Annotated in this window: 9 protein-coding genes; 5 read left to right on the top strand and 4 right to left on the bottom strand. The window is 49.0% G+C overall.

The features are described from left to right. Positions 1–179: 179 nt before the first annotated feature. Positions 180–2,627 (top strand): zinc-dependent metalloprotease, encoded by a 2,448-nt coding sequence (locus ACFS7Z_RS00820; RefSeq protein WP_377479413.1) that lies wholly within the window; start codon positions 180–182, stop codon positions 2,625–2,627. Positions 2,628–2,821: 194 nt separating this feature from the next. Here the strand turns inward: ACFS7Z_RS00820 and ACFS7Z_RS00815 are convergent, their stop codons facing one another. The 4 genes from ACFS7Z_RS00815 to ACFS7Z_RS00800 form a co-directional block, all read right to left on the bottom strand. Further along, positions 2,822–3,676 carry a pirin family protein gene (locus ACFS7Z_RS00815; protein WP_377479410.1) on the bottom strand — a complete coding sequence of 285 codons (855 nt, stop codon included), beginning with the start codon at positions 3,674–3,676 and terminating at the stop codon, positions 2,822–2,824. Positions 3,677–3,933: 257 nt separating this feature from the next. Beyond that, entirely contained in the window at positions 3,934–4,815 is an 882-nt protein-coding gene (gene cysM / locus ACFS7Z_RS00810) for a cysteine synthase CysM (RefSeq protein WP_377479407.1), read from the bottom strand. Positions 4,816–5,111: 296 nt separating this feature from the next. Then, on the bottom strand, positions 5,112–5,792 hold the full coding sequence (locus ACFS7Z_RS00805) for a type 1 glutamine amidotransferase domain-containing protein (RefSeq protein WP_377479404.1): 681 nt from the start codon (positions 5,790–5,792) through the stop codon (positions 5,112–5,114). A 114-nt stretch (positions 5,793–5,906) separates the two neighbouring features. Beyond that, positions 5,907–7,214, bottom strand: coding sequence for a PQQ-dependent sugar dehydrogenase (locus ACFS7Z_RS00800; protein WP_377479401.1), 1,308 nt, complete (start codon positions 7,212–7,214; stop codon positions 5,907–5,909). A 219-nt stretch (positions 7,215–7,433) separates the two neighbouring features. On the opposite strand from ACFS7Z_RS00800, the gene dinB reads away from it, so the two are divergent. From dinB to yidC, 4 genes are all read left to right on the top strand, one after another. Next, positions 7,434–8,522: a DNA polymerase IV gene (gene dinB, locus ACFS7Z_RS00795; protein WP_377480633.1), complete on the top strand. Its 1,089-nt coding sequence runs from the start codon at positions 7,434–7,436 to the stop codon at positions 8,520–8,522. Positions 8,523–8,727: 205 nt separating this feature from the next. Then, on the top strand, positions 8,728–11,232 hold the full coding sequence (locus tag ACFS7Z_RS00790; protein WP_377479398.1) for a zinc-dependent metalloprotease: 2,505 nt from the start codon (positions 8,728–8,730) through the stop codon (positions 11,230–11,232). Positions 11,233–11,588: 356 nt separating this feature from the next. Continuing rightward, positions 11,589–13,202 (top strand): CTP synthase, encoded by a 1,614-nt coding sequence (locus ACFS7Z_RS00785; RefSeq protein WP_377479395.1) that lies wholly within the window; start codon positions 11,589–11,591, stop codon positions 13,200–13,202. A 28-nt stretch (positions 13,203–13,230) separates the two neighbouring features. Further along, positions 13,231–15,057: a membrane protein insertase YidC gene (gene yidC, locus ACFS7Z_RS00780; protein ID WP_377479392.1), complete on the top strand. Its 1,827-nt coding sequence runs from the start codon at positions 13,231–13,233 to the stop codon at positions 15,055–15,057. Positions 15,058–15,103 lie beyond the last annotated feature (46 nt).

Genomic DNA, 15,103 nt, shown 5'->3' with positions numbered 1-15,103 from the left:
TCTCTTCGAAGGCATGATTCTCTATAGAACCCGTCCCAGAGCCTTAAAGTGAGCATCTGCTCTCATTTTCCGCCTTGATTCCTTACTAGTTCTCCCTTATGCTCCAACTTTACAAACTTTCTCAGATGCCTTATAAGTAGTATCTTTCAGGATAAATCTATTATCACCATCAACAGAACATGAAAATCACCCTACGCAAATTCTGTCTATTGCTGCTGTTGCTGCCATTGATGGCCAATATGGCTATAGCCCAGTCTCTGCCCAGTATTGCCTCCAAAACGGAGGGCATGAAACGCTACCCCGGCTACTTTACCTATTACTGGGATGAGGCCAATGGCAAAATCTGGCTTGAGATAAATAGACTAAATACTGATTTCCTGTATGTTAACTCACTTGCTGCAGGTTTAGGTTCCAACGATATCGGTTTGGACCGGGGGCAACTGGGCGGTGAACGTGTTGTTTACTTCCGCAAGATTGGCCCGAAGGTTATGCTGGTGCAGCCGAACTTAAGTTACCGCGCCACCACCACAAACAAAAATGAAGTACGCGCTGTGGAAGAGTCCTTTGCGCAGTCTGTGCTGTGGGGGTTCAAAGCCGAGGCAGAAGAAGGCGGACGCGTTTTGGTTGACGCGACCGACTTCCTGCTAAGAGATGCACATGATGTTATCGGAAGCCTGAAAGGCAGCAGGCAGGGCAACTACCGCCTCGACGCCAGCCGTTCTGCCATGTACCTGCCCCGCACCAAAAACTTCCCGAAGAACACAGAATTCGAAGCACTGCTCACCTTTACAGGTGGCGATGATGCCGGACGTTTCGTGCGCGAGGTTGCCCCTGATGTGCAGGCATTAACCATGCGCCAGCATCACTCCTTTATACAGTTGCCGGACAATAACTATACACCCCGTAAAATGGACCCACGGGCAGGCTACTTCGGCATTACCTACTATGACTATGCGACTCCCGTAGGCGAAGACATTGAGAAACGTTTTATTGCACGGCACCGGCTGCAGAAGAAGAACCCTGGTGTTGCCAGTTCAGAGGCAGTGGAGCCGATCATTTATTATGTAGACAACGGTGCACCGGAACCTATCCGAACCGCCTTGCTGGATGGTGCCCGCTGGTGGAACCAGGCATTTGAAGCGGCTGGCTATAAAAATGCTTTCAAGGTAGAGGTTTTGCCAGACTCTGCCGATCCGATGGATGTGCGCTATAACGTGATTCAGTGGGTGCACCGCAGCACACGCGGCTGGTCTTACGGCGCAACCGTTACAGACCCTCGCACCGGTGAGATCATAAAAGGCCACGTTTCCTTAGGTTCTCTGCGGGTGCGCCAGGATTACCTGATAGCAGAAGGCCTGCTGGCGCCATACCAGGATGGCAAACAGGAGTCTGATGAAATGATGACAATGGCGCTGGCACGCATCAGGCAGCTTTCGGCGCATGAGCTAGGTCATACCTTGGGAATCATGCACAATTATGCCGCCAGCGTTAGCGACCGCGCCTCTGTGATGGATTACCCGCACCCGCTGGTGCAGCTCGACAAGGGCGGCAGCCTGAACCTTTCTAATGCTTATGCCACTGGTATAGGCGAATGGGATAAGGTAGCAGTTACGTACGGTTACCAGGATTTTCCGGAAGAAGTGAACGAGGAGCAGGCCTTAAACAAGCTGCTGCTGGCCAGTATAGACCGTGGTCTGCAGTTTATCTCGGACCGTGATGCGCGGGCTACAGGTGGCGCGCATCCGCAGGCCCACCTGTGGGACAATGGACCGGATGCAGCAGCAGAACTGAAGAACGTGCTGGCTGTGCGCCAGAAAGCCCTCCAAAACTTTTCGCCTAATAACATCAAAGCCGGCTTGCCTTATGCCTTACTTGAAGATGTGCTGGTGCCAATCTACAACTACCACCGCTATCAGACAGAAGCAACTGCCAAACTGGTGGGTGGTGTGAACTATACCTATGCCGTGCGCGGCGACAAACAAACCATAACGGCGCCACTCGACAAGAAGACACAGCAACAGGCGCTGGATGCGATGCTGGCTACGCTGCAGGCGGACGTGCTCACTGTGCCGGAACATATTATCAAACTGATTCCGCCGCGCCCACCCGGCTTCCGCACCACCCGTGAGTTATTCGACAAGCGCACCGGACTCACCTTCGACCCGATGGCTGCTGCCGAAGCCTCTGCCGATTTTACCATCAGCCTTTTGCTTCACCCGGAGAGGGCAGCCCGGCTGATAGAGCTGCAAGTAAGAACCAACAGCCTGGGCTTGACAGACGTGACGGAACAGCTGGTAAAGAATACCTTTAAAGCACCACGTAAAGATGGTCTGGAAGGTCAGGTACAGCAGCAAACAGAGCAGGTGGTGCTGACACACCTGCTGGCACTGGCAAATAACGAGAGCACCTCTTACCAGGCACGCGCTGTAGCGAACCTGGCCCTGAACAACCTAAAAGACTACTTGCAGCGCCAGACGCGCCGTATGGGCGATAGCCCTTACAAAGCTCATTTGGTTTATGCTATGGACCGAATTGATAATCCAGACATGGAGACCGTGAAGCTGCCGCAGCACAAAGAACTGGCACCTGGCGCCCCTATTGGCAGTGGCGTGATGGGATGTGAGTAATAGATGTATGAGGATAAGCAAAGTGCCGCTGCCATACATTTGGCAGCGGCACTTTGCATTTTTAAAGTTATTTTGATAAAACACACATGGAAGAAAATCTAAACTTTCTAAAACAAGCCCTGATTGAGGGGGTAATATAAGAAGCCTCACAGGCGCAGAATGCGATGCACATGCTTATTAAACTGAACCTACACTTATTCGTGCCAGCTCCCCATTTTACCCGCCTGATAATCGCGAAAAGCTTCCTGTATCTCCTGTTCTGTGTTCATCACAAAAGGACCATGCGATACAACAGGCTCATTGAAAGGTTTAGCATGACCAAAGAGCAGCACGGAATCTTCAAGAGCCTCAACAGTTATTTCTTCACCTTCGTTTTCAAACTCCACCAGGTGTAACTTTTCAACCTGCTCGTTGTTCACATTTACATTTCCGCGCACCACATAAAAGAAGATGTTATGTTCGGCTGCTACTGAAGTGGAAAAGGTGCCGCTTTTCTGTAGCTCTATACTTGCTATATCTATTCCGCCTAAGGAATCTATAGGTCCCTGCACATCACCCCATTTGCCTGAAATAACATTTACCTTCACTTTTCCATTATCCTCTATAGCCGTTGGTATCTGGTCCTGCTGCAAGCCAATATAGTTTGGCTTAACCATTTTATGCTTTGCAGGGAGGTTAAACCACAACTGCAAGATTTCTAAAGGTCCTCCCTGCTTTTTAAATTTATCAGAAGAAACCTCAGCATGTATCAATCCGGAGCCAGCCGTCATCCATTGTACGCCCCCTTTTTCAATCACGCTTTTTCCTCCGCCGGTATCTTGGTGCATGATGTCTCCCTCCAGAATAAATGTCAGGGTTTCAAAGCCACGGTGCGGGTGCGGCCCAAAAGGCAGTCCCCTGTTATTCGGCCCATAGGTCTGTGGCCCGTGATGGTTCAGGAACAGGAACGGGTCAATGTACTCCACCTCCCGCGTGGGCAGTGCCCGGTACGTAATAAGGTCGCTGATGGGAGCGCTCACGGCTTTATACTTATGTTTTATCTTTCTCATCGTCTTAAATCTGCTTTGTGTTCTCACCATTGGTTAATGTATGTACATTCAAGAAAGCAAATAGTTATCATTATATTTACCTCCTGCCGGCTTTAAAGTTTATTTGTGGAGTTTCGCTGTTAGCTTGTAAAGTAGGTTTTAGCGCTATTTGACATTCCTGTTCAGGCAGTGCTGCAAATTTTATCGTTAGAAATAAAAAAGCCGGACAGGCAGCTAAATACTGCTCATCCGGCTCCTGTTATACATGCTGTTGCTGTCTATGCGAAAAGGTCTGAAGACAGGTAACGGTCGCCACGGTCGCAGATGATGCACACCACTACCCCTTCCTCCAGTTCTTCAATCAGTTTAGTTGCCGCATACACAGCGCCTCCACTGCTCATCCCCGCAAAAACCCCTTCTTCTTTGGCTAAGCGGCGAGTCATGGCAGTGGCTTCTTCCTGCGATACGTCGATGGTAATGTCCACGCGATCTTTTTCAAAAATCTTGGGCAGGTACTCCTGCGGCCAACGTCGGATGCCTGGTATCTGCGAACCCTCTACCGGCTGTGTCCCTACAATCCGGACGTTGCTGTTTTGCTCCTTTAAATAGCGTGATACACCCATTATTGTGCCGGTAGTACCCATGGACGAGACAAAGTGAGTTACTTCTCCGTTAGTATCCCGCCATATTTCAGGACCTGTAGACTCATAATGGGCTATATAATTATCTTGGTTTGCAAACTGATTAAGCAAGAGGTATCCACCCTGCGCCACCTTCTCATTCACATAATCTATAGCTCCTTCCATAGAGCTCTCGGCATGTGTAAGAGTGACCTTAGCACCATAGGCTTCCATGGTCAGCACACGCTCCTGCGTGGCGTTGGCAGGCATTACTAATTCTATCTCAACACCAAATAGCCTTGCTATCATAGCCAGCGCTATGCCCGTGTTACCGCTCGTCGCCTCAATCAGTTTCATGCCCGGCTTCAGTTCACCTCGGTCCAGCGCTCCTTTTATCATACCATAAGCGGCACGGTCTTTTACGCTTCCACCAGGATTATTGCCTTCCAGTTTAGCGTATAGTGTTACACCGGGTTTTTTATTTATATGCTGCAGCTCCACCATAGGGGTGTTGCCAATTAAATCAAGTAAAGTGGCCATTGCGTTAGGTTCTGTTATACTATTTCCCTTAACCACAAAAGTAAAGGGTTTGTTGGAAAACAGGTAAAGATATAAAGGAACAGGTAGTGCAAGGCGTGTATCTACATACTTTTTTCTGATTGGGCAATACAAGCAGGCTTACTCCCTTACCTCTTCTACCAGTACATAATAAAAAAAATGAGTGAGGTGTTCTATACTATTAATCTATTAATGCAACGTTCTATTTAACATAAAACTCCCACCTCACAATTAAAGTGCAAGGTGGGATTGAAATTTGTATCAACTTGTTGATTAGCTTACCTGTTCATCAATCTGAGCAGTTCTTCTGCTGCCCCCTCCGAAGAAGCCGGATTCTGTCCTGTGATTAGGATACCATCGCGCACGATGTGCGGCTGCCAGTCTTCTACTTTAGAGTAATGGCCCCCCAGTTCTTTCAATTTGTCTTCAAGTAAGAAAGGCACTACTTCTGTCAGTTTAACGGCCTCTTCCTCTGAGTTAGTGAACCCTGTAACGTTTTTGCCCTTTACCAGTGGTTCTCCGTCACCCCTTTTTACTTTCGCCAGAACTGCGGGAGCATGACACACTGCGGCTATGGGTTTCTTCTGCTTCGCAAAATCCTCAATTAGCCGGATAGAGTCTTCGTTGTTTGTCAGGTCCCACAGTGGGCCGTGGCCGCCCGGGTAGAAAACAGCATCGTAATCATCTGCCTTCACCTGGCTTAGCTTCACCGTCTGTGACAGTTTCTCCTGTAACTCTTTATCGTCATTATAGCGGTTGGTGGCCTCTGTCTGGGCCCCGGGAGCTTCGCTGTTCGGGTCAATAGGCGGCTTTTCTCCAGCTGGTGACGCCAGGGTAACATCTACGCCTGAATCGGACAAAACATAATATGGAGCGGCAAATTCTTCTATCCAGAAACCGGTTTTATGACCTGTATCGCCAAGCTCGTCATGAGAGGTTAACACAAAAAGTACTTTCATAGCGTATGTTTTTTAGTTTGTATTCTATACTTTATACACCGCTACACTCTCTAAGTTTACAAGCTGCGAGATTTTCACCTTTCTGCTTCTCAGTATTACTTTTCTGTATGCCTTCTATTTCTGAGCAGAAACATGCCAGATAATACCCGCTTCGTCATCGGCTACAAGCAGGGCACCATTATCCATCACCTCTACTCCTACTGGCCGACCATAAACTTCATTCTGGTCAGCGTTTGCGATAAAGCCGGTTAAGAAGTCTTCTGGTTTGCCACTGGGCCTTCCGTTCTGAAATGGCACATACACCACCTTGTAGCCAGCAAAGTTAGATCGATTCCAGGAGCCATGCTGGCCCACAAAAGCTCCGTTTTTATACTTTTCAGGAAAGGTGTTGCCGTCGTAAAATGCCAGGCCAAGAGAAGCGGTGTGTGCTCCTAAGGATACATCGGGCACAACGGCTTTCTGCACCAGGTCCGGTCGCTCCCCTTTTCTGCGGGGGTCGATGTTCTGGCCATAGTAGGAATACGGCCACCCGTAAAAAGCTCCTTCTTTCACGCTTGTCAGGTAATCCGGCACCAGTTCATCGCCTATGTGATCGCGTTCATTCACTGCTGTCCACAGCACGTTTGTGCCGGGTGCCCAATCCATACCCACAGGATTTCGTAGACCACTGGCATATATCTTTTCTCCAGTTCCATCCGGGTTAATCTCCAGGATATTTGCCCTACGTTCTTCTTCTTTCATTCCATACTCTCCCACATTACTTGCTGAGCCTACCGATACATAAATCTTCGTGCCCTGCGGGTTTGCAATGATATTACGGGTCCAGTGGTGGTTATAGCCACCAGCCGGCAGACTTAAAATTTGCTCGCCTTTGGCTGTCATTTTGGTCTGCCCTTCCTTGTAAGGGTACCGCACCACCTTGTCTACCATTGCCACATAGAAATAGTCGCCCAGCACCAGCATCCCGTACGGCTGCTTCACTCCCGACAAGAATACTTCCCGTGTGTCTGGTTTGCCATCGTTGTTTGTGTCCCGGATCAGCGTGATCTGGTTAGCGCTCTTCTCCTCGTCATCTGACTCTGCTATAAATATATCTTTGTTCGGTGCGATGTAGATTCGGCGCGGGTGTTTCAGGTCGGTGGCAAACCTGGATACTATAAAGCCTGCAGGTGCCGTGGGCGCCTTGTCGGCTGGCCAACCTATGGTTTTGCTTTTTTTCTCTGCCCTGTGTGTGGTGTCCGGTGCCGGAAGAATCAGACTTTCATTTGTAGCCGTTGTGATAGTGTCTGCATCAGGATTGAACGTGGCAGCAGAAGCATTATCTCCCTCCTGATTAACCGTTTGCCGGGAATCGCTGCAACTCCACAGAATTGATCCTGAAAGTAAAGCGAGCAGTGGCAGTTTTATACTTGTAGTTTTCATGTCGTTTTATATTTGGGTTGGTTGCAAAACGGTTATACGGGGGAATCTATGAAAACAGAAATTTCTGCCACTTTATCTGCTTTCTGATTTACCGCCATCCAAAGCAGCGGCCTTACAGTTGAATAAAATGAATAATAGTCATTTCTGCCAAAGGCTAACTAAACCGAACTGCATCACTCTGGTCAAAATGCTGTTTATTTGTACCTTTGCCTCCTAACCCTGCCAGTTTTGAACCCACCAATCCGAAAGATCATTCACGTTGATATGGACGCTTTTTTTGCGTCGGTGGAGCAGCGCGACAACCCGGACCTACGCGGAAAACCAGTAGCGGTGGGAGGCTCAAGGGATCGGGGTGTGGTGGCAGCGGCCAGTTATGAAGCCCGCAGGTACGGCGTGCATTCAGCGCTTGCCTCCAAAATTGCGGCCCAGCGTTGCCCCCAGCTTATCTTTGTAAAGCCACGGTTTGAGGTATACAGTGCGGTGTCGCGGCAAATACGGGAGGTGTTCTTCTCCTATACTGACCTCGTGGAGCCGCTGTCGCTGGACGAAGCCTACCTGGACGTGACGGAAAACAAGATTTGCATGCCATCTGCGAGCATCATCGCCAAAGAAATAAAAGCACGCATTAAAGAGGTAACAGGCCTTACAGCATCGGCAGGTGTGTCCTATAACAAATTCCTGGCGAAGCTTGCTTCGGATATGGACAAGCCAAACGGCTTTACATTGATAACCCCTGACAAAGCGGAAGAGATAGTGGCCGGGCTTACAATTGAGAAATTCCATGGAATTGGCAAGGTAACAGCGGCCAAAATGCAAAGCATGGGCATCGTAACAGGTGCCGATCTGCGGCAGCGCTCAGAGGAAGAGCTAATACGTAACTTCGGCAAGGTGGGCCGCTACTACTTCCGAATCTCCCGCGCCTTAGATGACCGCGAGGTGCAGCCCCACCGCATTCGTAAGTCCATTGGCTCGGAGCGTACATTTGATATGGACCTGACAGAGGAACCAGATATGCTGGAGCGCCTGGAATACCTGGCGGAGGAAGTGGCACTTGACATGGCCAGGCTGAAGGCAACAGCAAAAACAGTAACGGTGAAGATAAAGTACTTCGATTTCACGCAGAACACCCGCAGCAAGACCTACCTGAGTGAGTTCAGCTCTGCCGATGCTATCTATACTATAGCCCGTGAATTGCTGCGCACCCCGCAGCTTCCTGCTTACCCGGTGCGCCTGCTCGGCATCGCCGTTTCCTCACTCCTCTACCAACACGACAAGCAGGAGGGCTATCAGCTGACGATTGAGTTTTGATATAAACAAAGTTGTGCCTATAGCTGCTGAAACTGAACCGTCTCTTGATCAGATAACACAAGAAATAAAATTTCAAACCTCAGTTAAACCTTCTCCTTTCCATTCTGTCTGAACAAAATGCTGCTCCTGCAGTTCAGAATTCAGCCCTTATCACTATTTTCGAAAATTCTACACAAACCAAACATTACTAATTAACCTTTACCTGATGCGTAAACAACTACATTATGCGCCCCTGGTGGCCCTGCTTTTGGCGGGTTGTACAGTGGCTTCGCCCACCACGGCTCAAACGGGCAAGAAAAATGAAAAGGCCAAACAAGAGGCAACTGCAACCGCTGCCGCTACTCCGGCCGCTAAAAAAGATGAAGGTGCTCCAAAGCCTTATTCCGAGGTTATCACGGCGAAGGCTGTGACAGATGATGGCCTTTTCAAGGTGCACCGCATTGATGAAAAGTATTTCTATGAGATTCCGGACACACTTCTGAACCGCGACATGCTCATGGTTAGCCGCATTGCGAAGACAGCAAACAATGTGGGCTACGGAGGTGAAGAGCTCAACACCCAAATGCTGCGCTGGGAGAAAAAAGGCAACCGGGTGCTGCTACGGGTGGTATCCACTGAAAACGTGGCTGCCGATACGCTTGAAATCTTCCGCTCCGTACAGAACTCTAACTTAGCTCCTGTCATACAGGCTTTCGATATCAAAGCCTTAGGTGAGGGAACACAGGTGGTAGAGGTAACAGACTTTTTCTCTAAAGATGTGCCTGCCCTTGGTCTGGACAAAGACAACCGCGAAAAGTATAAAGTAAAAAAACTGGACGACAAGCGGTCTTTCATCGAAAGCGTAAAGAGTTTCCCGCTGAACATCGAGGCGCGTTCCCTGATGACGTACGATGCGACAGATGCTCCTTCAAATTCATCCACGGGTACTATTTCCGTGGAACTGAACCATTCGATGGTGCTGCTACCTAAAACACCTATGGCTGCCCGTAAGTATGACCAGCGCGTGGGCTTTTTCACTATCTCCCAGACAGACTATGGTACAGACGAACAGCGTGCTGCTGCCCGAAAATATATTGTGCGCTGGAGAATGGAGCCTAAAGACGAGGCTGCCTATGCCCGTGGCGAACTGGTAGAGCCGAAGAAGCAGATTGTATACTACATTGATCCGGCCACACCAATGAAATGGCGCCCTTACCTGAAGCAGGGCGTAGAGGACTGGAATAAAGCCTTTGAGGCAGCCGGCTTTAAAAACGCCATCGTGGCCAAAGACCCACCCTCTTTTGAGGAAGACCCGGAATTCAGCCCGGAAGACGTACGCTACTCTGTAATACGTTACTTCTCTTCTGAGACGCAGAATGCTTATGGCCCTAATGTGCATGACCCACGTTCCGGTGAGATACTGGAAAGTGACATTGGCTGGTACCACAACGTGATGAACCTGGTACGCAACTGGTATTTCATACAAACGGCAGCAGTGAACCCAGATGCCCGCAGCGTGAAGTTTAAGGATGAGGTGATGGGAGAACTTATTCGCTTTGTGGCGGCACACGAAGTTGGCCATACCATCGGCCTGCCGCATAACATGGGTTCCAGCGCCGCCTACCCGGTAGAGAAACTGCGTGATGCAGAGTTTACCAAAACAATGGGTACGGCTCCTTCCATCATGGACTATGCCCGCTTCAACTATGTGGCGCAGCCGGAAGACAAAGGTGTGGCCCTGATGCCTGCAATAGGTGTGTACGACAAGTATGCGGTGAAATGGGGTTATACTTATTTCCCTGAGAAAAACGGAGCAGACAACCTGGACAAACTGGCTTCCTGGATAAAGGCACATGAGAATGACCCGATGTACCGCTTCGGGCGCCAGACAGGTCGTCCAACAGACCCATCTTCCCAGACAGAAGACCTGAGCGATGATGCCATGAAGGCCAGCGCCTACGGTATAGCCAACTTGAAGCGCATTGTGCCGAACCTGATTACCTGGACAGCGGAAGACAACAAAGACTACGCAGACCTTGAGGAGATGTACCTGCAGGTGCTGGGCCAGTGGAACCGCTATATGGGCCATGTAACCAGTAACATCGGTGGTGTGTATGAAAACTACAAAACTTACGATCAGAAAGGGAACGTCTACAGCGTGGTGCCAAAAGAAAAGCAGCAGCGCGCCATGAGATTCCTGAATGAGCAAAGCTTTGCTACTCCCACTTGGATGCTGGACGAAAACATTCTGCGCAAAATAGAATCAGCTGGAACAGTAGACCGTGTGCGTAACGCACAGGTGAACGTGCTGAACAACGTGCTGGAGCCCGGCCGCATGGCGCGTGTACTGGAGGCACAGGCGATGATGGGTGACAAAACCTATACCCTGCCAGAGATGATGACAGACCTGCGCACCGGTATCTGGTCCGAAATCTCGTCCGGCAAGACAATTGATATATATCGCCGAAACCTGCAGCGTGGTTACATCGAACGCATGGAATACCTGATGAAGGAAGAGCCTGCAGCAGTGACAGGCAGAGCACGTGCCTTTATGGGTGCTACGCCAATAAACGTTTCGCAGTCAGATATCCGCCCGATGGTGCGTGGTGAACTGAATATCCTGCGCAACCAGATTAAGAGTTCTTTGGGTAAGACCAGAGACACGATGACAAGGTATCACCTACAGGATGCTTTGGTTCGCATCGATGCTATTCTAGACCCAAAAAGCTAGTAAGAAATAGATGTTAAACTATTACCTAATAGCCCCGGCCAGTTTAGCCGGGGCTATACTTTTTTCATGGGCTGTAGTAGCATGAGCTATGATGTGTATATTATTTCATACAATGTTCTTCTTGTTGAACTAGCCTACATGTCTCAGGCTGTAGCCGATACCAGGGAAGCTCCAACGCAAGAGGCAATTATCCTTAAAACAAAACCTGTTGATAAGAAGTATGCTATATTCATATAAATACGAAACAGCTTAAATCATAAGAAAGATGTGCTAAAGAGACCCACTTCTGTTTGAAATTCGTCAGGATAATCAAATAAATACAGTACCTTTGCAGTCCATAAGACTTACCCTAACTTATGGCTACTAAATATATATTCGTTACAGGCGGCGTAACATCCTCTCTTGGCAAAGGCATCATTTCAGCCTCTCTTGCTAAACTGCTACAGGCAAGAGGCTTCTCTGTAACAATCCAGAAATTTGACCCTTACATCAACATCGACCCGGGCACGCTGAACCCCTACGAACACGGCGAGTGCTTTGTGACCGAAGACGGCGCTGAAACCGATTTAGACCTGGGGCACTATGAGCGCTTCCTGAACACCCCTACCTCACAGGCAAACAACGTTACCACTGGGCGCATATACAATGCCGTGATCACGCGGGAGCGTGAAGGAGCCTATTTAGGTAAAACAGTCCAGGTAATACCACATATTACAGATGAAATCAAGCGCCGCATGCTGCTCTTAGGGCAAACTGGCGAGTTTGATATTGTGATCACAGAAATTGGTGGCTGTGTGGGTGATATTGAGTCTTTGCCGTTTATAGAGGCTTTGCGCCAGTTGCGCTGGGAACTGGGTGTGCACGAGACAGCTGTCATTCACCTGACTCTGGTGCCATACCTGAGAGCTGCAGGCGAGCTGAAGACGAAGCCGACACAGCACTCTGTGAGAACGTTGTCTGAGGCTGGTGTTCAGCCGGATATACTGGTTTGCCGGTCAGAGTACCCTATACCTGCTGAAATGCGCAAGAAAATAGCCCTTTTCTGTAACGTGAAAACAAATGCCGTTATTGAGTCTCTGGACGCTGAAACCATATACGACGTACCTTTGCTGATGCGCAAAGAGAAGCTGGATGAACGCGTTATCAGTAAGCTGAAGCTGCCACACAGGTCAGATTTAAACCTTGATTCCTGGAAAGAATTCCTGGGTCGCCTGAAAAACCCTACCGCCGAGGTAAATGTTGCTCTGGTTGGTAAGTATGTGGAGCTCCCCGATGCGTATAAGTCTATTATAGAGTCATTTGTACACGCCGGCTCTGCAAACGAGTGTAAAGTAAACATCAAGTGGTTCCAGTCTGAGAACATCAATAACGACAACGTGGCCACTATGCTGCGGAATATGGATGGTGTACTGGTGGCACCTGGCTTTGGGGAGCGTGGTTTTACAGGTAAGTTAGAGGCTATCCGCTTTGTAAGAGAGAATAATATACCGTTCATGGGAATATGCTTGGGCATGCAGTGTGCTGCTGTGGAGTTTGCCAGAAACGTACTGGGCTTAGAGGGAGCCGCCTCTACCGAGATGTACCCGGACACCCCGCACCCTATCATCGACATGATGGAGGACCAGAAACAAGTGAAGCAAATGGGCGGCACCATGCGATTAGGTGCCTATACCTGTGAACTAAAAAGAGGATCCAAGGCTTATTCTATTTATGGGAAGGCAAAGGTTACAGAGCGACACAGGCACCGTTATGAGTTCAACAACGAGTACTTAGCAGCTTTTGAGCAGGCTGGCATGATTGCCTCCGGCATAAACCCTGACACCGGCCTGGTGGAAGTAATTGAGCTGCAGCACCACCCTTGGTTTGTAGCCGCACAATACCACCCGGAGCTAAAGAGCACCGCCCTTGCCCCTCACCCGCTTTTTGTTAAGTTTGTAAAAGCGGCCATTAATCACGCTAAATCTAAATAAGCACACATAACACTTCAATTTTTAGTAAATGGATAGAAATCAAGCAATTGGCTTTGGATTGATTGCCGTTTTGCTACTGGCTTACTCGTTTTTCTTCTCGAGCCCGGAGCCAGCCCAGCTAGCGGTTGAACAAGAAACAGCCAAGGTAGAGCAACTGCAGCAACCAGCAGTTGTTGAAGACGACTCGCTGACCCAGGCCCGCAGAGCATCAGCTCTGGGTGCTTTTGTCGCTGCCGCAACCGGCGAGGCAAGCACTGTAGCCTTAGAGAATGCTAACATTCAGGTTACCTTTAACTCGAAAGGCGGGCAGGTAGAAGAAGTACTTCTCAAGAACTATAAGACATATCAGGGCGAGCCGCTGGTGCTTTTTGATAGTGAAAGCAGCAATACTGATATCACCTTCACCACGAAAGATGGTAAAACAGTTCAGCTTTCAGACCTATACTTTCAGCCTTCTGAGATAAAAGAAGTACAGGGAGAAGGCGGTATTGAAGGAAAGACACTTGCTTTCCGTGCAGACCTGGGCAACGGCCAGTACATTGAGCAGGTGTATACGCTTTATGAAGAGAACTTCCTGATGGGCTATAAGCTTAACTTTGAAGGTCTGGATAACGTGGTAAGCGGCAACACCATGACATTTACGTGGAGCGACCGCTTAAAGCAGCTGGAGCGTGACCTGAAGCAGAACCGTGCTAAGTCCACCATCAATTTCGCGACGACAGAAGAAGGGTACGATTATCTTTCTATTTCTGAGGAAACAGAAGCCATGACCGTAGAGGAACCGCTGAAGTGGGTAGCCAACAAGCAGAACTTCTTTACGGCGGGTATTATAGCCGGCAACCAGTTTGCCGGAGCTAAAATGGAGACCTCTGTGGACGTAGCGGACACAACCGTTGTCAAAACGCTGGCTTCCCAGATTCTGATTCCAACGCAGGATGTGATGTCTGGCAAGGGAGAATTCATGTTCTACTTCGGCCCTAACGATTACAATATTCTGAAGCAGATTGGCAACGACTTCGACAGAAACCTTGACTTGGGCTGGGGCATTTTCTCTTATGTGAACAAATGGCTGATTATCCCTGCCTTTGACTTCCTGGAGAACTACATGACCAACTACGGTATCATCATTATGTTGCTGGTGCTGTACATCAAGACTATCCTCTTCCCGCTTACTTACAAGTCGTATGTATCGATGGCGAAGATGAAGGTGCTGAAGCCGGAGATTGACGCCATAAAAGAGCGTAACGACGGGGACATGCAGAAGACGCAGATGGAAACCATGAAGCTCTACCAGGAAATGGGTGTAAACCCTATGAGTGGTTGTATACCGATGGTGCTGCAGATTCCAATCCTGTTCGCGATGTTCAACTTCTTCCCGAACTCAATAGAACTGCGCCAGGAGGCTTTCCTGTGGGCAAACGACCTCTCTACTTATGATGTGTTTGCGAGACTTCCATTTGAGATTCCGTTCTATGGTAGCCACGTGAGTATGTTTACACTCCTGATGACGGCTTCCACCATCCTCTATACCTGGTCGAACAACCAAGTGAATACCATGCAGGGACCAATGAAGTTTTACTCTTACCTGATGCCAGTTATCTTCATGTTCGTGCTGAACTCCTTTCCTGCTGGTCTTTCTTTCTACTATTTCGTATCGAACATCGTCACATTCGGGCAGCAGGCTGCAATCCGTAAGTTTGTGGATGAAGGAAAAGTGAGAGCGAGACTGGAAGAAAACAAGCACAAGATTAAGGAGAAGAAGAAAACAAGCGGTCCTTCTTTTGCAGAGCGTATGCAGGAAGCTATGCGCCAATCAGAAGAAAAGAAGCAGCTAAAGCGCAAGGCAAAAAAATAAGCTAAACCAATAAACTCAGCAGAAAAGCCTTTCCGGAAGCGGAGAG

Source organism: Pontibacter toksunensis (assembly GCF_042686245.1).
In the GTDB taxonomy this organism is placed as follows: Bacteria; Bacteroidota; Bacteroidia; order Cytophagales; family Hymenobacteraceae; genus Pontibacter; species Pontibacter toksunensis.
This window is presented reverse-complemented; position numbering and strand designations above follow the sequence as displayed.